Annotated in this window: 16 protein-coding genes; 5 read left to right on the top strand and 11 right to left on the bottom strand. The window is 68.5% G+C overall.

Annotated features, from left to right (window positions below; all coding sequences use genetic code 11):
• Positions 1-25: 25 nt before the first annotated feature.
• A complete protein-coding gene (locus tag BU28_RS0106670) occupies positions 26-1,027 on the bottom strand; it encodes a LacI family DNA-binding transcriptional regulator (RefSeq protein WP_028718785.1) in 1,002 nt (333 codons plus the stop codon).
• Positions 1,028-1,171: 144 nt separating this feature from the next.
• On the opposite strand from BU28_RS0106670, the gene BU28_RS0106665 reads away from it, so the two are divergent.
• Positions 1,172-2,200, top strand: a complete 1,029-nt coding sequence (locus BU28_RS0106665) for a DNA topoisomerase IB (protein ID WP_081791296.1) — start codon at positions 1,172-1,174, stop codon at positions 2,198-2,200.
• Positions 2,201-2,203: 3 nt separating this feature from the next.
• Here BU28_RS0106665 and BU28_RS0106660 read toward each other — a convergent pair whose 3' ends face one another.
• Together BU28_RS0106660 and BU28_RS22220 are read right to left on the bottom strand one after the other, a co-directional pair.
• Entirely contained in the window at positions 2,204-2,470 is a 267-nt protein-coding gene (locus tag BU28_RS0106660; protein ID WP_028718783.1) for a hypothetical protein, read from the bottom strand.
• 72 nt (positions 2,471-2,542) lie between these two features.
• On the bottom strand, positions 2,543-3,634 hold the full coding sequence (locus BU28_RS22220) for a YihY/virulence factor BrkB family protein (RefSeq protein WP_051577907.1): 1,092 nt from the start codon (positions 3,632-3,634) through the stop codon (positions 2,543-2,545).
• 368 nt (positions 3,635-4,002) lie between these two features.
• Here BU28_RS22220 and BU28_RS22215 point away from each other — a divergent pair, with 368 nt between their 5' ends.
• Both BU28_RS22215 and BU28_RS0106645 read left to right on the top strand, forming a co-directional pair.
• Positions 4,003-7,287, top strand: a complete 3,285-nt coding sequence (locus BU28_RS22215; protein ID WP_051577904.1) for a transporter substrate-binding domain-containing protein — start codon at positions 4,003-4,005, stop codon at positions 7,285-7,287.
• Between the two features lie 37 nt (positions 7,288-7,324).
• Positions 7,325-12,694 (top strand): CHAT domain-containing protein, encoded by a 5,370-nt coding sequence (locus BU28_RS0106645; protein WP_028718782.1) that lies wholly within the window; start codon positions 7,325-7,327, stop codon positions 12,692-12,694.
• Here BU28_RS0106645 and BU28_RS22210 read toward each other — a convergent pair.
• The 7 genes from BU28_RS22210 to BU28_RS0106610 form a co-directional block, all read right to left on the bottom strand.
• The gene (locus BU28_RS22210; RefSeq protein WP_036762193.1) at positions 12,691-14,061 is read right to left on the bottom strand and encodes an FGGY-family carbohydrate kinase; all 1,371 of its coding nucleotides are present in this window, start codon (positions 14,059-14,061) and stop codon (positions 12,691-12,693) included. The genes BU28_RS0106645 and BU28_RS22210 overlap by 4 nt on opposite strands.
• Positions 14,058-14,372 (bottom strand): L-rhamnose mutarotase, encoded by a 315-nt coding sequence (gene rhaM / locus BU28_RS0106635; protein ID WP_028718781.1) that lies wholly within the window; start codon positions 14,370-14,372, stop codon positions 14,058-14,060. Before rhaM ends, BU28_RS22210 begins: the two co-directional genes overlap by 4 nt.
• Positions 14,372-15,370: an ABC transporter permease gene (locus tag BU28_RS0106630; RefSeq protein WP_028718780.1), complete on the bottom strand. Its 999-nt coding sequence runs from the start codon at positions 15,368-15,370 to the stop codon at positions 14,372-14,374. Before BU28_RS0106630 ends, rhaM begins: the two co-directional genes overlap by 1 nt.
• Positions 15,367-16,338 (bottom strand): ABC transporter permease, encoded by a 972-nt coding sequence (locus tag BU28_RS0106625; RefSeq protein WP_028718779.1) that lies wholly within the window; start codon positions 16,336-16,338, stop codon positions 15,367-15,369. The genes BU28_RS0106630 and BU28_RS0106625 overlap by 4 nt, the downstream gene beginning before the upstream one ends.
• The gene (locus BU28_RS0106620; RefSeq protein WP_036762191.1) at positions 16,335-17,873 is read right to left on the bottom strand and encodes a sugar ABC transporter ATP-binding protein; all 1,539 of its coding nucleotides are present in this window, start codon (positions 17,871-17,873) and stop codon (positions 16,335-16,337) included. The genes BU28_RS0106625 and BU28_RS0106620 overlap by 4 nt, the downstream gene beginning before the upstream one ends.
• Positions 17,874-17,940: 67 nt before the next feature.
• On the bottom strand, positions 17,941-18,933 hold the full coding sequence (rhaS, locus tag BU28_RS0106615) for a rhamnose ABC transporter substrate-binding protein (RefSeq protein ID WP_028718777.1): 993 nt from the start codon (positions 18,931-18,933) through the stop codon (positions 17,941-17,943).
• Positions 18,934-18,967: 34 nt separating this feature from the next.
• Positions 18,968-19,771 (bottom strand): DeoR/GlpR family DNA-binding transcription regulator, encoded by an 804-nt coding sequence (locus tag BU28_RS0106610; protein ID WP_036762188.1) that lies wholly within the window; start codon positions 19,769-19,771, stop codon positions 18,968-18,970.
• Between the two features lie 188 nt (positions 19,772-19,959).
• Here BU28_RS0106610 and BU28_RS0106605 point away from each other — a divergent pair, with 188 nt between their 5' ends.
• Both BU28_RS0106605 and rhaI read left to right on the top strand, forming a co-directional pair.
• Positions 19,960-22,062 carry a bifunctional rhamnulose-1-phosphate aldolase/short-chain dehydrogenase gene (locus tag BU28_RS0106605; protein WP_028718775.1) on the top strand — a complete coding sequence of 701 codons (2,103 nt, stop codon included), beginning with the start codon at positions 19,960-19,962 and terminating at the stop codon, positions 22,060-22,062.
• Positions 22,063-22,067: 5 nt separating this feature from the next.
• Entirely contained in the window at positions 22,068-23,336 is a 1,269-nt protein-coding gene (rhaI, locus tag BU28_RS0106600) for an L-rhamnose catabolism isomerase (RefSeq protein ID WP_051577902.1), read from the top strand.
• Here the strand turns inward: rhaI and BU28_RS0106595 are convergent.
• On the bottom strand, positions 23,333-24,289 hold the full coding sequence (locus BU28_RS0106595; protein ID WP_028718773.1) for a sugar-binding transcriptional regulator: 957 nt from the start codon (positions 24,287-24,289) through the stop codon (positions 23,333-23,335). The two genes, rhaI and BU28_RS0106595, sit on opposite strands and share 4 nt — an antisense overlap.
• Positions 24,290-24,295: the final 6 nt, after the last annotated feature.

The following is a 24,295-nucleotide window of genomic DNA, read 5'->3' as shown; positions in this document are numbered from 1 at the left end:
CGAAAGGTTCGTTGATCAGATCAGATCAAAGGCTTTCGGCGGTGACGGTGACGAACCGGATCGGGCTTTGGTCGGGTTCAAGCTGCGTCAGGCCGGCGCGGCGCAGGATCAGGTCCAGCGCGCGGCGGGCCTGCGCCTCGGGCGCCTGGTCCAGCACCACGTCCATGATCCCGTCCGACAGCGCGGCGCGGGTGTAGTCGGTCAGCTCGTGCCCGACAAAGAACAGCTCGCGCCCGCGCGGGTGGCGGCGCAGCACGTCGATCAGCGCGGCATTGGCGCCGCCGGCGTTATAGAGCCCCGCCAGGTCCGGCATCCGCTGCAGGGCGCGATACAGGATGTCGGCGGACAGATCCTCGCGATCCTCGCCAAAGCCGATCAGGTCCAGCGTCAGCCCCGAGGGATGGGCCTGCATATAGTCCGACAGCCCCCGGATGCGGTCGCGATGGACGCCATAGATCGGATGGCAGATCGCCAGGACCGAGCCCCGGCGTGGCGCCATGCGCGACAGGAACAGCCCCGCCGTGCGTCCCGCCGCCTGGTTGTCGATGCCCACGAATTCGCCCACCCGATCCGATGCGCGCGTCACCACATGCACGATGGGCAGGCCTTGGCCCGCGACCTGTTCGACCGCCGCGCGCACCACCGGATGGTCAGGCACGGCCAGGATCAGCCCCGCCCGCCGCATCTCGGCCGACAGGATGCGGTCGGCCACCTCGCGCGGGTTCATCTCGGGGGCAAAGCTGCGGTGGACGACGATCAGCGGGTCAAGCGTCGCCGCGATCCGCTCGAAGGCGCGCGAGAGCCTGCGATAGAAGGTCGTCTCGGGGCGCACCATCAGGACCTCGATCCGCATCAGGCCGCGATGCGCCTCGGGCAGGATGCGGGCATAGCCCAGGGCGCGGGCGGCCAGCACGACCTTTTCCATCGTCTCGGGGCGCACCCCGCCGCGCCCGTTCAGCACGCGCTCGACCGTCGCCGTGCCGACGCCGGCCTTGCGGGCGATGTCGCCGAAGGTGGGCCTTGCCATCTGTTTCCCCCCGCTGTCCCGGCCTGTTCTAGCGCCTTTCGCAGGCGCTGCCAGCGCCATGAAGCGATTGGCCCGCCCCGCCCTGACGCGGCCACGGAACCCGCCCCCCGCCTTGGCCGTTCGATGCGACAGCAGATGCGGCACATGATGGGCAAACCCGAAAAAGACGATCCTGCGGCGGGTGCCCTGGTTTATGTCTCGGACAGCGAGCCGGGCATCACGCGGCGCCGCGCGGGCAAGGGCTTCAGCTATCGCGGGCCGGACGGCCGGCCCCTGGATCGCGCCGAACTGGCGCGGGTGCGCAGCCTGGGGATCCCGCCCGCCTATACCGACGTCTGGATCTGCCCGCTGCCGAACGGCCATCTGCAGGCAACCGGCCGCGATGCGCGCGGGCGCAAGCAATACCGCTATCACCCTGACTGGCAGGCATCGCAGTCGCAGACGAAATATACCCAGCTTGCCGCCTTCGGCCAGGCGCTGCCCGGACTGCGCCGCCGCCTGCGGCGCGACCTGCAGGGCGAGGTCGGCGACCGCGCCTTCAGCCTGGCGGCGCTGGTCCTGCTGCTGGACCGCACCTGCCTGCGCGTCGGCAACGAAACCTATACGGCGCAGAACCGGACCTTCGGCGCCTCGACCCTGCAGACGCGGCACCTGCGGCTTAGCGAGGATGGCTTCCTGCAACTGCGGTTCCGGGCCAAGGGCGGCAAGCTGTGCCGCCAGACGCTGCGGGACAAGCGGCTGAACCGGATCCTGCAGGACATTGGCGACCTGCCGGGGCGCAACATCTTCACCTATATCGACGACAGCGGTGCGGTTCGACGCCTTCATTCGCAGGATGTGAACGACTATGTCGCCGATGTGGTCGGCCAGGGGTTCACCGCCAAGACCTTCCGCACCTGGGGGGGAACGCTTGCGGCCTTCGAACTGGCCAGCGGCCTTGCGCCCGACCAGAAGCTGACGATCCGCATGATGGCCGATGCAGCGGCCGAGCGGCTGTTCAACACGCCGCTGATCTGCCGCAAATCCTATATCCACCCCGCCGTTCTGGGTCTTGCCGAACTGGCGCCCGAGGCGCGCGTGGACTTGCTTGGCAGCCTTCCCCGCCCCGATCTGGCCGAGCTGCGCAGTTCCGAACGCAGCCTGCTCGGGTTCCTCACCAATCAGATGGGCTGAGGATCAAGGCGCGCGGCCTTCAAGCCGCTCGGCAATCTGGCGAAAGGTTTCGGCGATGCGCAATTCGGTCGCAAGCCCGTCATCCATGACGGCGCCGGGGTCCTCTTGCCCGTCGGAAAAGACCTTGCGGTCCTCCAGCCAGTCCAGGACGGCGCGCAGGCTTTGCTCATCCAGCAGGTCCGGCAGGGCGGCGACCAGCTTGCCATAGGCGATCAGCTGGCCCTCGGTTGCATGCGGGGGAAGGGGCGGGGTCGCGGGGGGCTTGTCCATGATCCTCTCGAACGGTTGGCGTCGTGTCTGCAAAACCCGGCCTACCGGGGTGGCGTTCCCGCGACAGCAGGCTCAGGGCCGTTCCGGCGGACCGGGGCGGCGCAGGCGCCCGACCAGCAGCAGTGCCAGCGCGCCGACCAGCACCAGCCCGTGACCGGGCGCGGCCGGCTGGGCAGCCTGGGCAGGGGCAGGCGCGGCGGGCATCGGCGCGGGGTCCTTCGGCGGCGTGGAGGCGGGGGCGGCCTGATCAAAGACCGAACTGTGCGCGTCTCCGGCGGCGCCGGAATCCTGCCGCTCGATTTCGGAATTCAGCTCTGCCCCCATCAGCATGGCATAGGCCGAAACCCACAGCCAGGTCAGCAGGATGACCACGCCGCCCAAGGCGCCATAGGTTTCCGTGTAGCTGCCGAAGTAGCGCGCATAAAGCGAAAAGCCCACGGTGCCCGCGATCCACAGTGCCGTGCCCAGCACCGCCCCCGGGCTGATCCAGCGCCAGCCGGCCGAGCGCTTGGCCGGCCCGATCCGATAGACCAGCGCAAATCCCAGCACCGCGATCCCGGCCAGGATCGGCCAGCGCAGCCACAGCAGACCCGAACCTGCCGCCTGCGTGTCGCCCAGTGCCGGCAGGACCGGCAGCAGCACGACCACGCCGATGGCCAGCGCCATGCCCACGATCAGCCCCAGCGTCAGGGCGAAGGCCGTCGCGTAAAGCCGGACGATGCCACGGGTTTCCTGTTCGCCATAGGCGATGTTGAGCCCCTCGATCAGGGTCAGGATGCTTTTCATCGCGCCATAGACGGCGATGGCAAAGCCCGCCAGCGCGACGAACCCGGTCGCGGTGTTCTCGCCGCCCGCGACCTTCGTCACCTGGTCGCCGATGATCGCCCCGGCGCTTTCGGGCAGGACGGCGACCAGGTCCGACACCTCGCCCGCGACCTCGGCCGGGTCCAGGATCAGCCCCGCGACCGAGATGAAGGCCGCGATCGCCGGAAAGATCGACAGCAGCGTATAGAAGGCGATGCCCGCCGCCACGACCCCGATGTGATCCTGCGAGATCTGCTCGCGCAGGCGCGACAGGATCGCCTTCCACCCGGCCAGATCCCGGTGCCAGGCATTGCCGCCCCCGGCTTTCGATTGCGTTCCCGCCGTGCGTGTCGTTGCCATCGCCTGTCCCCCGCTTCTGGTCCGCCCGGGCAAGGGGCGCGCGGAATTCAACGTCCACGCCACCGCCGGAAGTTCCCCGGACCACGCAAGATCCGGTGGAGCCGGGGAAAACCGGCAACAGCCCCCCGTCATCGCTGTTTTCAGCAACGGTTTTTCGTGCTATGCTGGTGGGGTTGTTAGGAGGTGCGAATGAAACCCCTGGTTCTTTTCCTGACGTTGACCTTTTCCCTGATTGGTGCCCTGGACAGCGGCCCGGCCCACGCCGGACCTTGCAATCCCAACGTCCAACGCTGCTGAACGACTCCGGCGCCGACCCCTGGGGCCGGCGCCCGGTTTTCCGTATTTGTTAATCGGTATTCGGAGGCCCCATGGCAGACCCATGGCCGGCCGAGGTGCCCGCGTCCCTGTGGACCTTCAACCAGCTTTCCGCCGAAGAGGTGGTGCAGGTCCCCATGATGGGCGTCAAATTCGCCTCGGGCTTCTTGTACGCCTTTGCCTTTGGCTGCATTTTCATCGCGGTTTTCGCCTGGCAAAGATTTCGCATCAAGACGGTGGTGAAATCCCCGTCGCGCGCCCTGACCCAGCTTGGGCCCAATGACCTTGGCGGCCAGGCTGCCCTGATCCGGGCCTATTTCATCTATGCGGGCTCGATCCTGCTGCTTTATGTCTCGTTGACGTTCTTTGGCAAGCTGCTGGTGCAGATGGCCCGCCTGGTGCCTGCCATCGGCATCGACGCCTATGCAGACAAGCTGCGCTTCGACAGCCCGCAATGGCCGCTGATGCTGGCATTCGGCTTTGCAGGCCTGGCGCAGATGCTGCCCCCGGTCGCCGCGATCGAAGGCTGGCTGCGGCTGCGCGCCTATCGCGCGGTGGGCATCCCGGTGCGGCTGGAACAGACCATGCGCAACCTGATCGTGACCCTGGAGCGCGCGGGGCCGAAAGGCGACCTAGAGGAATCCCCGCTGGGCAAGGCGCTGTCATGCTATCGCGCGCAATGGGACGGGATAATCAAAGGCCACGCCTGGGCGGGCGCCTGGGCGCGGCGGCGCGCGAGCCGCGCGCAGGACCTGGTTTCGCTGTTGTCGCAGCTTGAACTGCTGGTGTCCTGGTCCAAAAGCAAGCGCGGCAGCTGGCCGGGACACGAGGTGTCCCAGACCGTGCGCGACCTTGAGGAAACCTATGTCCGCGAAAGCGGAGACCTGCTGAACGAATTCCAGCAGCGCATGAGCGAACCGCCCGAGATCGACGACAGGCGCCTGTCCGGCACCCGCGAGGCCCGGTTGGACGATTATCTTAACACGACGTTCAGCAAAGCCGAAGGCTTGCGCCATGACTTGGTGGGAATCCTTGCGATCTTTCTGGAACGCGACATCGACAGCCCCGACCGCACTGATGACTTCAAGGATCACAGCTATACGGACCCTGCCCTGCACGCGATTCTGATCAAGACCGCGCGGGCGGACAGCGCGGGGACAGGCCCGGAATCGGGGCTGTTCGCCGCCCTGATCGCCGTCTTCGTCCTGTGCGCCGCCGCGGCTTGGCGGGGACTGCAGGATCCGGTGGGGCAATATGTCGAGCGGACGAACCTTTACGGGATGCTGATCTCGGCGCTGGTGGAAACGCTGCGCCTGGCTTCCCTGACCTGGCTGCCGCTTCTTGCCGCATTTTCGCTGCGCCAATACCTGTGGGACAACGGCGACTGGGCCCGCGCGCGCTACAGCACCAAGCCCGATCACTATGCCGGGCAGATCCTGGTCTGCACGTCGCTTGGCGTTGCGACAGGTGTGCTGGGACTGGTTCTGGTGGCTGCGCTGAAGGCGTTCTTCATTGCCACAAACCGCGAGTATTTTGCCGAATTGCTGGCGGGGGGCCCCGCGCCGTTCCTGCTTTACTATCCGACGCAGGCGATCATCCTGCCCGCGCTGATCCCCCTGGCCATCTATTCCGCCGATCTAAGCAAGACCCCGCACCGCCGGCTGATCTGGGGTGTCGTGGCGGCCCTGGTGATCGGGACGCTATGGCTTGCCCATGCAACCTACTGGAACGGGACCGTCCTGATCCGCGACTGCGTGTGCGCGACCGCCATTCTGACCGAGGCCTGCGTCCGCCGGATGGACCTGATAAGCCATCTGGCCCTGATGACACTGACCTTTCTGGCGGTCGGCATCTTTGGCGACCTGCCCGAGCGGCGCCGCGCGAATGTTCGTGAACGCGACCGGACCGGGACAGGCGTCGAAAGCGCCGCCGGTCTGGCATTGCTGGCGATGCTGTTCCCGATGCTGGTCTTGGCGCCAACGCCAGCCCGCGCCGAGCCCGAGCCGGTTCGCATCGGGTTTCGCGTCGACATCGCGCCATTTTCCTATCGGAATGAAGCAAGCGGCCCGCGCCAGTTCCACGGCTATCTGGCCGATATGTGCTTTGACATCTTCGACGGCTATCCCGCCTACAAGGTCGAGGCCGTGCCCGTCGGGGCAAAAGACCGCTTCGACATGTTCAACGCGGGTGACGTGGATCTCTTGTGCGACGCCGTTACCATGCGGTTTTCCGAACGCGACCGATCCGAAAAGGGGATCTATTCACCCATCGTCTTCGTGTCGGGCGTGTCCTATCTGGAAACGGGCAACCGCAATGTCGGCGCGGTCGCCCTGGGCTTCGTGCTGAACGCGACGGCGCGGGACGTTGCGCTCAAGACCTGCCATGTGGACCAGTTTCGGGTCTTCATGCCGGATACGCGGGCGCTGCTGGTGGAACGCTGCAACCTGCGCTGGCAGGCGGCATTGCTGGCCCAGCGTTTGCTGAACGAACCAAGCATCGTGCAAAGCCCCGCAAGCCAGATCGCGGTCACGCAGGTCGATCCACGCCGGCGCGCATCCTTTGATGCTGTCATGGAGTCTTGGCGTCGCCTGCACGAGGACTGGGAAACGCTTCACCAAAGGGCCGAAAATCTGAACACGATGGTCCAGGACCAGAACATCACGCGGTTGAGCACCGCCACCACGGCACTGATCGAAACCGTGCTGAGTGACGGGGACGGTATCCAGACCTGCCTGGACAGCCTAGGGAGGAACGCTGCGGTCTGCGCCGAGGCCAGCAAAGCCCTGTCCGACCCGCGTTGCGGCGGGATCGCCGACAAGAACGCCTCTGCTAAGGCACCGGCCGATGCGAACATCCCCTTCGAGCAGCGCATATGGGACGATTACAGTTTTTGCCCCATGTCCGATCACGGCGCGCTGATCAAGTGGTTCTGCACATCCGGCAAGGACCTGCGCCGGGTGTATCTGGGCGACCGCGAGCTGATCGTCGCCAAGCGCGACGCCTGGGCGCGCGACATCGGTTCGTGCCCGGTGCAGCGGGCCGAGGGGGCCGAGTTCCTGTCCTATGAGCCTTATGCATTTCTGGTTCAAAGGAAAAAGCCCGCCCTGGCGGCCTTCGTCCAGCAGCGGGTCTATGAGCTGTTTTCGAACCGCGCCCAGATGATCGCGCGCTTCAACGCCAGCTTTTCCAGGAAGGACGCCTCCGGCACCGGCCAGCCAGATGTTCGCATGTCCGTGCCTCTGGCCTATCTGTTCCTGCTGAACGCCGTCGAGAACGACACGCTGTTCCTGCCGAACGCCGATCTGTCGCCGGAAGCGGCGGCGGGGAACCACCCTTAGCCGACCCATCCGCAACCCTTGCAGGCAGGAGCCGCCCATGAAGCTGCAGATCCACGGTCAAAAGCAGGTCCCGGTCGACGAGACGCCGGCAGCAAACGGGGCCGTTACCGTCGAGGTCAAGGACAAGGTTGCCGTGACCGGCCTGCGCGGCGATGCCCTGCCGGTGCTGATCGACCTGCCGCCGGACCATGTGCTGGAACTGCAGATGGAGGGCGAGGGCGCCCCCCGCCTGCTGCTGCGCGGGGACGAGGCGCAGGCCCTGCTGGCGAGTGGCGCGGCGATGACCCGCGACGGCGCGGGCGACGATCTGCTGGTGCTGCCGACCCATCTTCAGCTTGACCCGCCCGCGCGCGGTCGCCGCGGTCTGGACCGGGGACTGCTGGCCTGGGCGGTCAAGACCGTCCAGGTGCTCAAGGTCGATGGCAAGCCCGCCGAGGCAGCCCGCCAGCTTGAGGATCAGAACCCCGCGCTGGGGCTGAACCGCTGGCTGCCCGACGGCACGCTGGAGCCCCTTGCCCCCGGCACCGCAGCCGAGGGCAAGACCTGGCTTTTGTTCCTGCACGGCACGGCCTCCTCGACGCTGGAGGGCTTTGGCAAGCTGATCGGGGCGCAGCCGGCGATCTGGCGCCAGTTGCATGCGACCTATCCCGGGCGGGTGCTGGCCTTCGACCACCGCACCCTGACCGAGGACCCGATCCAGAACGCCACGACGCTGCTGGCGGCGCTGCCCCCGGACATCACGCTGCACCTTGTCAGCCACAGCCGCGGCGGGCTGGTGGGCGAATTGCTGGCCCGGCCGCAACTGGTCGCGCCGGGCACCGACACGGTGTTCGACCCGGCCGAGGTGCAGGAACTGGCCGAACGGGACCGCCCTGCGGCCAAGGAACTGGGCCAGGCGCTGGTCGCTAGCGGGGTGCGGGTCACGCGCTTTGTCCGGGTGGCCTGCCCGGCGCGCGGCACCGACCTGGCCGGTGGCCGGCTGGACCGCTGGCTGAACCTGCTGTTCAACCTGGTGCAGCAGACGATCGACCCCCTGGCCATCGACGATGCTGTGCAGCGCAAGGTCGAGGGGCTGCGGCGGCTGGCCTTGGCGGCCTCGGCCGGGAAAGACAACCCCGACGCCCTGCCCGGCATCGCGGCCATGGCGCCGGACGCGTCCCCGCTGCTGGCCATCCTGAACCGCGGGCCCGCCAACCCCGCCCCGCCCCAGGACGAAGCCCCCGCCCAGGACGGGCTGGTCGTCATCGGCGGCGACGCCGAGCCGGCGGGCGTCGTCAAGCGCCTGCTGGTCTGGCTGGCCGACGCGCTGCTCCAGGGCGAGAACGACCTGGTGGTGGAAACCGGCTCGGTCGGGGGCGGGTCGCCCCGCGCCGTGGCCCCGCCCCTGGTGCTGGATCGCGGGCCGCAGGTCGATCATTCGCGCTTCTTCGCCAACGACCCGACCGCGCAGGCGATGCTGCTGGGATTGCGCGACCCTGCCCTGCTGAGAGAGGGATCGGTCCCCTCGCTGCCCGAGCAGATGCGCGAGGCCGAGGCCAGGCTGCGCGGCACGATCCGCTCGGCCGATGCCGCGCCTTTTCTGTCGCGGGGCCGGGGCACGCCGCTGGCCGTCATCCTGCCTGGGATCACCGGCAGCCACCTTGCCGTGGGGAAGAATCGCGTCTGGGTCAGCCCTTTCGGCATCTGCACGCGGGGCGTGAAGTCCCTGGCGCTCGGCAGGACGCAGATCACGGAAGACGGGGTGGTCGGGCTTTACTACGGCGCGCTTTGCGATCATCTGGCGCGCAGCCATGAGGTCGTGGCCATGCCTTATGACTGGCGCCTGTCCCTGCAGGACCTGGGCGCCCGCCTGGCGGCCAGGCTGACGGCCCTGCTGGCCCAGGACGACAGCCGCCCGCTTCACATCGTCGGCCATTCGATGGGCGGGCTGGTCGCGCGCATGGCGCTGGCCCAGTCGCCCGAGCTGATGCGCGGCTTTATGGCCCATCCCGAATCGCGCTTTCTGATGCTGGGAACGCCGAACGGCGGGTCCTGGCAGATGGGGCTGGCGCTGTTGGGACGGACCCGGACGGTCAAGGCGCTGGCCCTGCTCAGCCCGCATGACGACATCGGCGACATCACCGCCATCCTGCGCGAATGGCCCGGCGCGGTGCAGCTTTTGCCGCCCGAGCTGCTGGTCCCGGAACCCTGGGCGGGATTTGACGCCGAAGCGCCCTCGGCCCAGGCTTTGGCCTTGGCGGCGCAGGCCCAGGTCCTGCTGCGGGACAAGGCGGGCATTCCGAAAGGCCGCAGCCTTTACGTCGCCGGGATGGGCGATACCTGCGCCGAGCTTCTTGTCGTCGATGGCGCGTTGCGCATGCGGGTTTCGCCCGAGGGCGACGGCACCGTCTTGTGGCGCACCGGCATCCCCGACGGGGTCCCGGTCTGGTATGCGCCGTCGGAACACGGCGACCTGTGCAAGGACGCCTATCTGCATCCGGCAATCGCCGACCTGCTGCTGCGGGGAACGACCACCCTGCTGTCGGACCGGCCGGGCCGGCGCGGGGCGACGGCCGCGGTGGCGGCCACGCAGGTCGTCCCGGCCACGGAGGTTCTGCCCCTGATCCCTTCGGGCCCGCAGTTGCTGGCGATGGCCATGGGGGCCAGCCCGCCCGCGCTGCTGGACCGCTCGGCCCCCAGCCCCGAGGTCCGCGTGACCGTGGTCCACGGCAACCTGGAGTTCGCGCGCCACCCGATTCTGGTCGGCCACAACCTGGGCGATCCGATCATGGGGGCCGAGGCGGCGCTGGACCGCAGCCTGAACGGCAGGCTCAGCCGGCGCAATGCGCGCGGCCTGCACCCCGGCATCATCGAAAGTTGGGATGTGCATGTGGAACCCGCCACCACGACCGATGCGGGCGGCGCGGCGGGCACGGGCCTGCGGGGCGGCATCGTGGTGGGGCTGGGCGTCGCCTCGGCCCTGACCACGGGCAGCCTGATGCGGACCATCCGCTGCGGTCTGCTGGCCTATGCCGACGCCGTCCAGCAGACCGACACGGACCGGCGCGCCCTGGCCGTCTCGGTGGTGTTGCTGGGCAGCGGCAGCGGCATGATCGCGGTCGCCGACAGCGTCAACGCCATCCTGAACGCGGTCGACCAGGCCAACCGCCTGCTGGAAACCGAGCCTGCCGGCGCGGTCCCGGGCGACGAGCCGCTGCGCTTTACCGAGATCGAGATCATCGAGTCGGTCGAACAGATCGCCGTCACCGCCTGGCATTCGGCGCGCGGCCGCATCACCCGCCTGCCCGGCCGCTTCGCCCTGGCCGGCCGGCTGGAGCAGGGGCGTGGCGGCTGGCGCCGGACCGGCCCCGAAACCGCGCCCGACTGGTGGATGGAGGTGTCGATCACCTCGGACCCGCCCGAGCCGGCCGCGCCCGGCCAGCCCGCCCGCGAAGGCCCGCTCCGCTATCTGCTGGTGGACGGGCGCGCCCGGGTCGAGGCCAAGGTGGTCGCCACCAGCCGCCGGCTGGTCGGGCACTATGTCTCGATGATCCCGGACAGCGCGGGCATGGCGGACCCGCGGGGCCTGTCGCCCGGGCGGACGCTGTTCGAACTGCTGTGGCCCGCAGAGCTGAAGCAGCACAGCATCGAGGACCGCAACCTGCGCCTGGTTCTGGACCGCGAGACGGCCGCGATCCCGTGGGAGATGCTGGACGACCGCCGCCCCGCGCGCGACGGCTTCGGCGAAGAGGTCCTGATGGCGACCAAGCCCCCGTCCGTGCGCTACGGGGTGCTGCGCCAGCTGTTGGCGCAACGCGAGCGTCCGCTTCGGCCTCTGGGCGGCGGCAACCGGCAGGCGCTGGTCATCGGCGACCCGCGCGGGGGCGGCAGTACGCTGCCCGCCCTGCCCGGCGCCCGGGCCGAGGCCGAAGCGGTCGCAGGTCTGCTGGAGGCGGCAGGCTATGGCGTGACACGCATGATCGGCGACACCGCCACACCGGATCAGGTGATCGCCGCGCTGTTCTCGCGCGTGTGGGACGTGATCCATGTGGCCAGCCACGGCGTCCTTGACTGGCAGCCCACCCCCGACCAGCCGCCGCGCACCGGGATCGTGCTGGGCGCGCCGCCGCTGGACGTGATCGAATCCGGCATCCTGGCGCAACTGCCCGAGCCGCCGGCGCTGGCCTTCCTGAACTGCTGCCACCTGGGCAGCATCCCCGAAAGCGACCGTCACCTGCGCCGCGACCGGCCGGCCCTGGCCGCAAGCCTGGCGGTCGAACTGATCGAGGCGGGCTGCCCCGCCGTGGTCGCCTGCGGCTGGGCCGTCGACGATGGCTCCGCCATGCGCTTTGCCCGCACGCTTTACACCGATCTTTGCGGCGGCCAGAACTTTGGCGCCGCCGTGCGCCATGCGCGCGAGGTGGCCCATGATGGCGCCACCACCGACAACACCTGGGGCGCCTATCAGTGCTATGGGCATCCGGGCTTTGCGCTGTCGCTTGCGCCCAGGGGCTGGACCGAGGCCACGCCGGACGCCGCCTCTCCGTCCGAGGCGGTGGCGGTTCTGCAGCGCCTGAGCACCTGCGCCGCCGCCCCGCCTGCGCCGCTGTCCGGCGATCCCGCCGGAACCCAGCGCCTGCGCCAGGATTTCCTGGCCACGCGCGAGGCCGATTTGATCCGCCTGGGCAAGTTCGAGGAGGACATCCGCAGGAACGGCTGGGCCGACCGCTCGGATGTGGCAAGCGCGCTTGGCGATGCCTATGCCGCCTGCGGCGACATCACCAGCGCCGTCGACGCCTATCGCCGCGCGGCCATGGCCGAGACGCTGACCCTGCCGGTGCGCGCGCTGCAGGACCGCTTTGCGCTGCCTTTGCGCCTGCCGAAGGATGACGCCAACGAACTGCGCGCCGCAGTCCAGGCGATGGGCCTGCTGAACACCGCCTGCGGCCCCAGCCCGCAGCGGCTGGAACTGATCGCGGGCCTGCACCTGCGCCTGGCCGCCCTGGAAAGCCAGGCCAAGCCCCGGAACGCCGCGCTGGACCAGGCCCTGGACGCGCTGAACGAGGCGCATGATCTGGCCACCCAACGCGGCAGCGTTGCCGCGGCCGGGCGTATCGCGCTGCGGCGGCTGCTGGCGGCCATCCTGCGCGGAAAGAATGCGGCCGACACGGCAACGGCCGCCGTGGCGGCGCTGGCGGCCTTGCCACGGGACGACCCGCAGCGCCCGCTGGCGCTGTTCCTGCAGGCGCTGGCGCAGGGCGACACGAATGCAATCGCCGCCCTGCCCCGGGACGACGCCCTTCAAGCCCTGGACTCCGACACGCTGTGGACCCTGGCCGAGGCGGCGCGGCTGGCCGGGGACTGCCTGACCGGACCCTTGGGCAAGGCGGCCGAGGCCTGCGCCCGCGACCTGTCGATGCTGATCTAGGAGGGCGCGCTGTCGCCCAGGCGATCGTACCAGCGCCGGGCATGAAGGCGCAGCGCGTCGGCCTGCGCGGGCACCGGCCAGGTCCGGGTGGCGGGTGCGGTGCGGGGCGGCAGGCACAGCAGCGCCGCCCCGACCGAGGTCCCCGTGGCCGAGGTCGCGGTTTCCACCCCCTCGCCGCGCAGCGCGGCCAGCATGTCGAGGAAATCGCCATTGCGGGCGAAGGGCCCCTCGACGATGACCCGGCCCTGCGCGCCGACCAGGCGCAGGCAGCTGTCGGTCATCAGCGCCAGATACCAGGACAGGGCGGCCATGCGCTGGCCGTCGCCCGCAGGCGGTCGGGTCCACGCCATTGTGCGGCCACGGAATGGGCCGGACCCCGGCTCGACCGCCGGCAGGATCATCAGCCCGGCGTCCAGCGCGGCCGCGCGGTCGCGGTCAGACGGCTCGGCCGCGCTGCCGGCGCGAATGATCTCGAACTCGCGCCCGCCCATGAACCGGGCCGAGGGCGTGGGCGCCCCCAGCGCATTCACATTGACCAGCACGTCGCGGCCTGGGTCCAGCGCGCCGGGCCGGCCGCCCACCGCCATCGCCACCACCCAGGTGCCGGTCGAGACCACCGAGAACGCCCCCTGCCGCCCCAGCACATGCGCGAAAAGCGAGGCGTTGCTGTCATGGATGCCGACCGCGACCGGCGTGCCGGCCGGGATGCCGGTGGCCTGCGCGACATCGGGCAGCAGGCCGCCCAGCACCTCGTTCGCGCGGCGCGCCGGGGCGATGCGGCCGGTCAGGTCCAGCCGTTCGACCAGATCCGAGAACCGTCCCGACCAGGGGTTCCAAAGATCGGTGTGGCAGCCCAGCGAGGTCACGTCGCTGGCGCGTTCCCCCGTCAGCCGCCAGCCCCAGTATTGCGGATAGGTCACGACATCGGCGACGCGCCCCGCAACATCGGGGTCCGACAGCAGCCAATGCAGTTGCGCGCCCAGGTTCAGCCCCATGGGCAGCCGGGGCGAGCCGGTCTGCGCGAAATCGGGCCGGATCGCGTCATAGGCAGCGGCCAGAGTGTCGGGGCCGGGGTGTTCGTAGTCCAGCATCGGCAGCGCCCGCCCCTGCCCCTCCAGCAGCACGGCCGAGGCGCCATGCGTCGTCACCGAGATCGCATCGACGCCGTGCCGGGCATGGAAATCGGCCAGGTGGTGCAGAAAGAACTGCCAATGCCCCTCAAGGTCGAAATGCGGCCAGGGGGGGCCGGGCAGGACGCGGTTCGGGCGGGTGACGACGGCGATCTCGGCCAAGGTCTCGGCCTCGACCAGCGCCAGCTTGGCGTTGGTCTTGCCGATGTCGATGACGGCGATGCGGGCGGGGGTCATGGCAGGTGGAACATCGGGACCAGGGGGACGGCGACCGGGGCGCCGTCCGGCTGGGTCGCCATGATGTCGGCCATATGCGCCCACCAGCGCCGCATCACCGGATGGGCGGGCAGGTCGTCCATGCGGTGGTCGTCGGTCCGCCACAGCACGGCGAACAGGGCGTCGGTTTCCGGGTCCAGGTGGATCGAATAGTCCCGCACGCCCGCGTCCCGCAGCAGCGCGACGAGTTCCGGCCAGATCGCGTCGTGGCGGCGGCGGTATTCATTGGCCATGCCGGGGTTCAGCTGCATGCGAAAGGCGTGTTTCTGCATCATGCCCTCCGCCGCATGGACCACAAGCGCGGGAGCGCGATCACCGCGATCAGCAGGGCGCCGACGACGATGGACATGACGATGCCCGGCACGTTCAGAAGCCCCAGCCCGAAGGTCACCAGCCCCATGACCACGGCCGCCAGCACCACGCCCAGGATGCTGCCAGAGCCGCCCAGGATGCTGACGCCGCCCAGGACGACGATGGTCACGACCTCAAGCTCGAACCCCGAGGCGATCGAGGGGCGGGTGGATCCCAGGCGCGAGGTCAGGCAGACGGCGGCGATCCCGCTCATCAGCCCGGTCAGCAGGAACAGGATGAAGCGCACACGCTCGACCCGGATGCCGGAAAACCGTGCGGCGGTGGCGTTGTTGCCGATGGCCTGGACCATGCGGCCAAAGCTGGTGCGGTGCAGAAGCACGCCAAAGACCAGGGCGGCCAGCGCAAAGATCACCAGTTCGACCGTGATGACCCAGAAGACATAGCCCTGCCCGAACCAGGCAAAGCTGTCGGGATAGCCGGTGAAGGCGCCGTCGCCCAGCACGATGTAACTGATGCCGCGAAACAGGCTCATGGTGCCGATGGTCACGACGATGGAGGGCAGGCCGAAGCGCGCGACCAGCAGCCCGTTGAACGCGCCGCACAAAACCCCCGTGCCCAGGCCCAGGGCCACCAGCACCGGGGTCGAGGCGCCCGCCGCCATCGCCAGCCCCATGACCGTCGAGGCCAGCGCGATGATCGCGCCGACGGACAGGTCGATCTCGCCCGCGACAATCAGCATGGCCATGGCGAAGGCGATCATCGCCTTTTCGGTGAAGTTGAAGCTGGCGTCCGAAAGGTTCCACGGGTCCAGGAAATAGGGCGAGGCGAAGGCGTTCAGGGCAAAGATCGCGACCGCGACCAGGGCCAGCAGGGCCTCCCAGCTTTTCAGGGCGCGGGACGCGGGGCTGGTCAGGCGGTCGGGGATCTGACGGGCAGCGTTGTTTGGAACGGCGGTCATCGGGCGGCCTCGGCTTTCTTCAGGATGATGCGGCCCGGCTCGCGCCGGCTCATGGCGTTGAAGGCGATGGCCAGCAGGATCGCGCTGCCCGAAATCGCCATCTGCCAGAAGGGCGAGATGCCGACGACCGGCAGGGCGTTCTTGATGATGCCCAGAAACAGCGCCCCCATGACCGCGCCGGCGACGGTGCCCGACCCGCCCGCGATGGCAATGCCGCCGATCACGCAGGCCGCGACCACGTCCAGCTCAAAACCCCCGGCGATGTCCACATAGGCCACGGCATAGCGCGCCACCCAGAGGTATCCGGTCAGCCCGGCCAGCGCGCCCGACAGCACGAATGCCGCGAACTGCGTGCGCCCGACCGAGATGCCGGTATAGACCGCCGCATGGGGGTTGCCGCCGACCGCGTAAAGCGCGCGGCCAAGCGCGGTGCGGGTCAGCAGGATGGCGACGGCGGCAATCGCGGCCAGCGCGATCCAGGCCATGACCGGCAGGCCCAGCACGACATGGCGCGGCAGCGCCTTGAAGCCCGCGCCCATCTGGTGGGCGTTGATCCAGGCCCCGCCGGTCATCAGGAAGATGCTGCCGCGATAGATCGTCATGGTGCCCAGCGTCACCACGATGGACGGGATGCCCAGCTTCCAGACCAGCAACCCGTTCACCGCCCCAAGCGCCGCGCCAAGCGCCACCACCGCCAGCAGGATCAGCGGCAGGGGCACACCCGCGCCGTTCATCAGCGCCGCGACCATGCCGCAGAGCGCCAGGTTCGCGGCCACCGACAGGTCGATGCATTTCGTCAGGATGACCGCCATCTGCCCCAGAGCCAGCAGGATCAGGGGCGCGGTGTCGGTGAAGACGCGGGCCAGGTTCGCCGGCGCGACAAAGCCCGGGAAGCGGCTGGCGATCAGCGCCAGCAGCGCCAGGATCGCAAGGCCAAGGATGATCTCGCGCGATTTCAGCAGGCTCATGCGGCTTTCCCCTGCGGTTGACCGATGCCCGCGGCGGCGCGGACCAGGTTTTCGGGTGTCATCGCCTCGCCCGCGAATTCGCCGGCAATGCGGCCTTCGCGCATGACGATGACGCGGTCGGACATGCCCAGCACCTCGGGGATCTCGCTGCTGACCATGATGACCGCCAGCCCCTCGGCGGCCAGTTCGGACATGAAGTCGTGGACGGCGGCCTTGGACCCGATGTCGATGCCCTTGGTCGGCTCGTCCAGGATGATGACGCGGGGCCTGGTCGCCAGCCATTTGGCGATGACCACCTTCTGCTGGTTGCCGCCCGACAGCAGCCCCACGTCCTGATCGAGGCTTGCCGCGCGCAGGTCCAGCCGGCGGGTGTATTCGCGGGCCAGCGCGAATTCCTGCGCCAGCCGCAGGAAGCCGTGGCGGCTGGTGCGGGAAAGCGACGGCAGCGTGACGTTCTGATAGATCGGCAGGCCCTTGATCGCGCCCTGCCGGCCCCGATCCTCGGGGACATAGACGATGCCCGCCTGAACCGCCCGCGCGGTCGAGCGGATGACCCGCACCTGATCGTCGATGCGGCAGGCCCCGCGCGATGGCCGGGTGATGCCGAACAGCGCCTGCATCAGTTCCGACCGGCCGGCGCCGACCAGGCCGTAAAAGCCCAGGATCTCGCCCCGGTGCAGGGTAAAGTCGATACCCTCGAATTCGGTCGGATGGGCATAGCCCGCGACGGTCAGGACCGGCGGGCCGATCCGGGCCGGGCGCTTGGGATAGATCTGGTCGACCGAGCGGCCGACCATCATCCGCACCAGATCGCCCTCGGTCACGTCGGCCATCAGACCCTGGCCCACGAATTGCCCGTCGCGGAACACGGTCCAGCGGTCGGCGATGCGGAAGATCTCGTCGAACTTGTGGCTGATGAACAGGATCGCCTTGCCCTGGCGCTTGAGCGTGTCGACCAGGTCGTAAAGCTCGGCGATTTCCTTGTGGGAGAGCGCGGCGGTCGGTTCGTCCATGATGACCACGCGCGCGTCGATGGACAGCGCCCGGGCGATGGCGACCAGGTGCTTGCTGGCTATCCCCAGGTCGCGCAGGCGCGTGCCGGGGTCCAGATCGGACCCGATGCCCTGCAGGATGGCGCGGGCGCGGGTGCGCATGGCGGCGCGGTCGATCAGGCCCAGGCGGGTGCGGGGCGCGTGGCCGATGAAGATGTTCTCGGCCACCGTCAGTTCGTCGAACAGCACCGTTTCCTGGTGGATCGCCGTCACCCCCGCCTGCCCCGCCGCCTGGGCGGTCGGGAAATGCGCGGGGCGGCCATCGACCAGGATCTGCCCCTCGTCCGGCTGGTAGATGCCGGTCAGGACCTTGACGATGGTGGACTTGCCGGCGCCGTTCTCGCCCACCAGCGCCGTGACCTGGCCGGGGTAAAGGTCCAGTTCGACCCCGCCAAGGGCGCGGACACCGGGGAATGTCTTGACGATGCCGCGCAGCGACAGCACCGGCGCGGTGCCGTCCAGCGGCCGGGGTTCAGCCTGCATGATCCGGTTCCTTGATATGTCCCGGCACGGGCAGCCGCCCATGCCGGAGGCCGACGGTCGCGACGGATCAGAAGATCGCGGCGAACTGGTCGATGTTGGAGGCGTCATAGACGAAGGGATCGGCCATTGCCGCCTCGGTCTTGTCGTCCAGCGTGATCTGGCCCATGCGGCCGATCGGGATGGTCGCGCCGGGCTCGGCCTTCACCTCGCGCTTGGCCAGGTGATAGGCGGCCATGGTCGCCGAATAGCCCAGGTCGATGGGGTTCCAGATCGCGAAGGACTTCGAGGCGCCCGATTTCACATGCCCCGCCATTTCCGACGGCAGCCCCAGCCCGGTCACGTTCACCTGGCCGATCTTGCCCGCGTCCGTCACCGCCTGGGCGGCCGCGACGATGCCCACGCTGGTCGGCGCGATGATGGCCTTGAGGTTCGGATAGGTCTGCATCAGGCCCTGCGCCTCGCGATAGGACTTGTCGGCCAGGTCGTCGCCATAGACCGTGCCCACGACCTTCACGTTCGGATAGTTGCCCGCGACCTTGTTCATCTCTTCGATCCAGGTGTTCTGGTTGGTCGAGGTGGTGGTGGCCGACAGGACCGCGACCTCGCCGCCCTCGGGCAGATGGTCGGCGGCCAGCTTGATGATCGTGTTGCCGATCAGCGCGGGCGAGGACGGGTTCAGCTGCATCTGGCGCCCTTCGGGCGCGACGCCGCTGTCCCAGCTGATGACGGTGATGCCGCGCTGCATGGCCTTTTTCAGCGTCGGCACCAGCGCGTCGGTGTCATTGGCGCTGATCGCGATGGCGTCGACCTTTTGCGCGATCAGGCTGTTGATGACCTCGATCTGGCCCTCGGCGGTGGTGTCGGTCGGGCCGGTATAGATGATCTCGACGTCGCCCAGTTCCTTGGCAGCTTCCTGCGCGCCCTTGTTCGCGGCCTCGAAAAAGCCGATGCCAAGCGCCTTGGCGACCAGCGCGATGCGCACGGGCTCGGCCTGCGCCGCGCTCGCCATCAGCGCGCTGGCGACGGCGGCCGTGGTCAGTGCCTTTCGGATGATGCTCATGTGTCTTCCCCTCCCATTGAGCGTTTCGCGCCGCCTACTCCTCGGCGCGTTTTCGGTTGTCCGGCGCGGCCTCGGCCACGATCAGACGGATTTCGGCCGCCTCCAGCATGCGGGCGGCGCGGTCGTCGATGCCTTCGTCGGTGATGACGGTGTGGATGCGCGCCAGCGGGCAGAGCAGCAGGCTGGAGCGCTGATCGAATTTCGAGCTGTCGGCCAGCACGATCAGTTCGTCCGCCTGGCCGATCAGCTTCTGTTCGGCCTGGATCAGCAGCGGGTCGCCCTCCATCAGCCCCAGCGGCCCGAGGCCCCGGCAGCCGATGAACATGCGCCGGGCATAGAAATGGCTGCTGCCGTCCTGGTCGAAGGGCGACAGGATGATGTTCTGTTCGCGATAGATCGCCCCCGCCGGAAGCAGCACCGTGTTCTTGCTGTGCTTGAGCAGGTGTTCGGCGATCGGGAAGCTGTTGGTGAACACCTGCATCCGCCGCGCGCTGAGCGGGTGGACCATCTGGAAGGTGGTGGTGCCGCCGTTGATGATGATGGCGTCGCCGTCCTGGCACAGGTCCACCGCCGCCTGGGCGATGGCGCGCTTTTCGGCCATGCGGATGGTCTGGTTCACGGCAAAGGGGCGGGCGTTGATGCCGACGAACTGCGGCGGCGCGATGGCCTCGGCCCCGCCGCGCACGCGGCGCAGCTTTTTGGCGACGTGCAACTGGGCGATGTCGCGCCGTACCGTGGCCTCGGACACGCCGGTCAGGGCGCAAAGGTCCGCGACCGTGACCACGGGCCGGTCCTGCACGGCCGACAGGATGATGCGATGGCGTTCCGTTTCCAGCATGGATTTCCCTTCCCTGTTCGCCACTCTCTCGCATCTTCGATCAATGTCAATCATTTTCACGCGCAAAACGGCTTTCTGCGTATGAATAATGATCGGTTATGATCGAAACTGATTGACAACCGGGTATGTCCACCCCCTATTTGCCGCAGGGGAAAGGCGGCCGGGCCGCCGCATCAGGGGGGAAATCCATGACGCAGACCATGACCGCCAACCGGCTGGAAAACCTGTGGGACGATGCCCGCGCCGCCGGGATGAGCGAATCGGAAAAGCTGCTTTACCGCTCGAACCTGCTGGGCTCGGACAAGCGGGTGACGAACTATGGCGGCGGCAACACCAGCGCCAAGGTGCTTGAGACCGACCCCCTGACCGGCGAACAGGTCGAGGTGCTGTGGGTCAAGGGGTCGGGCGGCGACATCGGCTCGATGGGCATGGACGGGTTTTCGACGCTGTACATGGACAAGCTGCGCGCGCTGAAGGGCAAGTATCGCGGCGTCGCGCATGAGGACGAGATGGTGGGTTACCTGCCCCATTGCACCTTTGCGCTAAACCCCCGGGCGGCCAGCATCGACACGCCGCTGCACGCCTATGTGCCGAAAAGACACGTCGATCACGTCCATTCCGACGCGATCATCGCCATCGCGGCCTCGGTCAATTCGCGCGAGCTGACGGCCGAGATCTTTGGCGACGAAATCGGCTGGCTGCCGTGGAAGAAGCCCGGCTATGAACTGGGCCTGTGGCTGGAAAAGCTTGCGACCGAAAACCCGCAGATGCGCGGCGCGGTGCTGGAAAGCCACGGCCTGTTCACCTGGGCGGACGACGCCAAGGACTGCTACCTGACCACGTTGGAGATCATCAACAAGGCCGCCGCCTGGCTTGAGGCGCGTAGCGCAGGCAAGCCGGCATTCGGCGGCCAGACCCGCCCGACGCTGGAGCCGGCCGAACGCCGCGCCATTGCGGCCCGGCTGATGCCGGTGATCCGGGGACTGATTTCCCGGGACCGCCACAAGGTGGGGCATTTCGACGACCAGCCGGCGGTGCTGGATTTCGTGGGCTCGGCCATGCTGCAGACGCTGGCGCCGCTCGGCACCTCGTGCCCGGACCATTTCCTGCGCACCAAGATCCGGCCGCTGGTGGTGGATTTCGACCCCGCGAACCCCGACCTGGATGCGACCATCGCCGGGCTGGAACAGGCCGTGGCCGATTACCGCGACGATTACGCGGCCTATTACGACCGCTGCAAGCATCCCGACAGCCCCGCCCTGCGCGACCCGAACGCGGTCGTCTATCTGGTGCCCGGTGTGGGGATGCTGACATTCGCGCTGGACAAGGCGACAGCGCGCATCTCGGGCGAATTCTATGTGAACGCGATCAACGTGATGCGCGGCGCCAGCGCCGTCAGCACCTACCAGGGCCTGCCCGAACAGGAGGCCTTCGACATCGAATACTGGCTGCTTGAGGAAGCCAAGCTGCAACGGATGCCCAAGCCGAAATCGCTGGCCGGACGGGTGGCGCTGGTCACCGGCGGCGCGGGCGGGATCGGCGCCGCGACCGCCGCGCGTTTCCTGCGCGAGGGCGCCTGCGTCATGCTGGCCGACATCGACGCCGCCGCGCTGAAAACCGCGCAGGATGGGCTGGCCGGGCAGTTCGGGCGCGACATGGTGCGATCGGTGCAGATGAACGTCACCGACGAGGCCCAGGTGGTGCGCGCCTATGCCGAAATGGCGGTCGAGTTCGGCGGCATCGACATCCTGGTGTCGAACGCGGGCATCGCCTCGTCCGCACCTATCGAGGACACCTCGCTGGCGCTGTGGAACCGCAACATGGACATCCTGTCCACCGGTTATTTCCTGGTCTCGCGCGAGGGATTCCGAATGCTGCGCACGCAGGGGATCGGCGGCGCGGTAGTGTTCGTCGCCTCGAAGAACGGGTTGGCGGCCAGCCCCAACGCCTCGGCCTATTGCACCGCCAAGGCGGCCGAGATCCATCTGGCGCGCTGCCTGGCGCTGGAAGGGGCCGAGGCCGGCATCCGCGTCAACGTCATCAATCCCGACGCCGTGCTGCGCGGATCCCGCATCTGGGAAGGCGAATGGCTGGACCAGCGCGCATCCACCTATGGCACCGACAAGGAGGGGCTTGAGGAGATGTATCGCAAGCGGTCGCTGCTGAAACGCTCGGTCCTGCCCGAGGATATTGCCGAGGGAGTCTATTTCCTGGCCAGCGATCTGTCGGCCAAGTCGACCGGAAACATCCTGAACGTGGACGCGGGCAACGTCCAGTCCTTTACCCGGTAAGCGCCATGAAGGATGTGATCGAACAGGACAATGCCGCGCGCGAAGCCGACCTGCGCGCCGACTATGACGCGCTTGGCGCAAAGCTGGCCCGGCGCGGCGTCGATATCGAGGCGCTGACCGACCGCGCCATGGGTTTCGGCGTCGCGGTGCCCAGCTGGGGCACCGGCACCGGCGGCACCCGCTTTGCCCGCTTCCCGGGCGAGGGCGAGCCGCGCGGCATCATGGACAAGCTGGACGATTGCGGCGTGATCCATGCCCTGACCGGGGCCACGCCGCGCGTCAGCCTGCACATTCCCTGGGACAAGGAAGACCCGGCGCTGTTGCGCGAAAAGGCCGAGGCGGTCGGGCTGGGGTTCGACGCCATGAACTCGAACACCTTCCAGGACCAGGCGGGACAGCGGCTCAGCTACAAGTTCGGCTCGCTGTCCCACACCGACGCGGCGGTGCGGGCGCAGGCGGTCGAGCACAACCTGGAATGCATCGAGATCGGCCGCGCCATCGGCTCGCGCGCACTGACGGTCTGGATCGGGGATGGCTCGAACTTTCCCGGCCAGACCAGCCTCTCGCGCCAGTTCGAGCGGTATCTGGACGCGATGAAGCAGGTCTATGCCGGCCTGCCCGAGGACTGGCGGATCTTTTCCGAACACAAGATCTATGAACCGGCGTTCTATTCGACGGTGGTGCAGGACTGGGGCACCAGCCTGATGACCGCGCAGGAGCTGGGCCCCAAGGCGCAATGCCTGGTGGACCTGGGCCATCACGCGCCCAACGTGAACATCGAGATGATCGTCTCGCGCCTGATCCGTGCGGGCAAGCTGGGCGGTTTCCACTTCAACGACAGCAAATACGGCGACGACGACCTGGACAGCGGCACCATCGACCCGTTCCGTCTGTTCCTGGTCTGGAACGAGCTGGTCGAGCTTGAGGATACGCCCAGCCTGGACCTGGCGCATATGATCGACCAAAGCCACAATGTCACCGACCCCATCGAAAGCCTGATCGTCAGCGCGGTGGAAATCCAGCGCGCCTATGTCCAGGCATCGCTGGTCGACCGTAGGGCGCTGGACGGATACCGGCAGGACAACGACGCGCTGATGGCGGCAGCGACCCTGCGTGCGGCGTTCCGCACCGATGTCGAGCCGATCCTGCAGATGGCGCGGCTGCGCAAGGGTGCGGCCGTCGAGCCGGTGGCGGCCTTCCGCGCCAGCGGTTACCGCGCGCGGGTCGCAGCGAGTCGGCCGAAATCGGCGGCGGGCGGCGGCGGGATCGTCTAGGGCTGATCCAGCAGCAGGCGGGCGGTCACGTCATCCGTGACCAGGACCGTGGCCAGCCCCGCCTGCAGCACGGCGCGCAGAATCGCCACCTTGTGCGGACCGGCAGCCGCCAGCACGCGTTCCGGAGCCTGGCGCAGCACCTCGAGTTCGATCCCGATGGTGCTGTCGTTCAGACGGGTCGCGACCACCTGCCCCGACGCGTCCAGGAACCGCCCCACCACGTCGCCCACGGCACCGGCCCGTGTCAGGTCCTGCGCCGAGATGCCGGCGGGCAGGCCGGTGCGGATCAGGTAGCTGGCCTGGGAAATGTCGCTGGCCGTCATGATCGCGGCGTCCAGCCGGCCCATCTTGTCGTAATGTTCCGCAAAGATGTCCTGGGACAGGAACACGCTGCGGTCGACCTGCGGGGCCAGGAACACCGGCGCGGCCAGCAGCGAATAGCGCGCGCCCAACCGGCCCGCCAGGGTCGATGCAATGCCGAAGGCATTGAAGGACTCGCCCCGGCTGGTGCCGCCGATCATCGAGATGATTTCCAGGTCGGGATGACTTTCCTGGACCAGCCGGTCGATGGCCGATTGCAGGGTCATGCCCCAGGACACGCCCAGCCGGTGCCAGGCCCCCGTACGCAGCCGCTCGGCCATGAAGGCCGCCAAGGCCGCGCCGACGGGTCCGTGATAGTCGTAATGGTCGGGGTCGGCGGGTGCCACGCAGGCACGCTTCAGGCCGAACCGCTGCATCAGCCCGTCCTGCAAGGCCAGGCGCGGCACGAAGGGCGAGTCGATCTCGATCTTGACCATGCCTTGGCTGCGGGCGCGCTGGATGGCCTGGTTGACGCGCAGGCGGGTCACGCCCAGGTGCCGGGCAATTTCGGCCTGGGTCATCTCGTTAACGAAATAGTGCCAGCACACTTCGGCGACGAAGGGCTCGGCCTCGGGCAAGGGGTCGACGGGCATGGCGGT

The organism is Paracoccus yeei ATCC BAA-599 (assembly GCF_000622145.1).
Classification (GTDB): domain Bacteria; phylum Pseudomonadota; class Alphaproteobacteria; order Rhodobacterales; family Rhodobacteraceae; genus Paracoccus; species Paracoccus yeei.
This window is presented reverse-complemented; position numbering and strand designations above follow the sequence as displayed.

Bases quoted from the DNA above. Each gene is read 5' to 3' on its own strand.
- BU28_RS0106610 (WP_036762188.1), bottom strand. From the start codon at position 19,771: ATGCTGGAAACGGAACGCCATCGCATCATCCTGTCGGCCGTGCAGGAC.
- BU28_RS0106660 (WP_028718783.1), bottom strand. From the start codon at position 2,470: ATGGACAAGCCCCCCGCGACCCCGCCCCTTCCCCCGCATGCAACCGAG.
- BU28_RS0106620 (WP_036762191.1), bottom strand. From the start codon at position 17,873: ATGCAGGCTGAACCCCGGCCGCTGGACGGCACCGCGCCGGTGCTGTCG.
- rhaS (WP_028718777.1), bottom strand. From the start codon at position 18,933: ATGAGCATCATCCGAAAGGCACTGACCACGGCCGCCGTCGCCAGCGCG.
- BU28_RS0106665 (WP_081791296.1), top strand. From the start codon at position 1,172: ATGATGGGCAAACCCGAAAAAGACGATCCTGCGGCGGGTGCCCTGGTT.
- BU28_RS22210 (WP_036762193.1), bottom strand. From the start codon at position 14,061: ATGACCCCCGCCCGCATCGCCGTCATCGACATCGGCAAGACCAACGCC.
- BU28_RS0106625 (WP_028718779.1), bottom strand. From the start codon at position 16,338: ATGAGCCTGCTGAAATCGCGCGAGATCATCCTTGGCCTTGCGATCCTG.
- rhaI (WP_051577902.1), top strand. From the start codon at position 22,068: ATGAAGGATGTGATCGAACAGGACAATGCCGCGCGCGAAGCCGACCTG.
- rhaM (WP_028718781.1), bottom strand. From the start codon at position 14,372: ATGCAGAAACACGCCTTTCGCATGCAGCTGAACCCCGGCATGGCCAAT.
- BU28_RS22220 (WP_051577907.1), bottom strand. From the start codon at position 3,634: ATGGCAACGACACGCACGGCGGGAACGCAATCGAAAGCCGGGGGCGGC.
- BU28_RS0106645 (WP_028718782.1), top strand. From the start codon at position 7,325: ATGAAGCTGCAGATCCACGGTCAAAAGCAGGTCCCGGTCGACGAGACG.
- BU28_RS0106670 (WP_028718785.1), bottom strand. From the start codon at position 1,027: ATGGCAAGGCCCACCTTCGGCGACATCGCCCGCAAGGCCGGCGTCGGC.
- BU28_RS0106630 (WP_028718780.1), bottom strand. From the start codon at position 15,370: ATGACCGCCGTTCCAAACAACGCTGCCCGTCAGATCCCCGACCGCCTG.
- BU28_RS0106605 (WP_028718775.1), top strand. From the start codon at position 19,960: ATGACGCAGACCATGACCGCCAACCGGCTGGAAAACCTGTGGGACGAT.
- BU28_RS0106595 (WP_028718773.1), bottom strand. From the start codon at position 24,289: ATGCCCGTCGACCCCTTGCCCGAGGCCGAGCCCTTCGTCGCCGAAGTG.
- BU28_RS22215 (WP_051577904.1), top strand. From the start codon at position 4,003: ATGGCAGACCCATGGCCGGCCGAGGTGCCCGCGTCCCTGTGGACCTTC.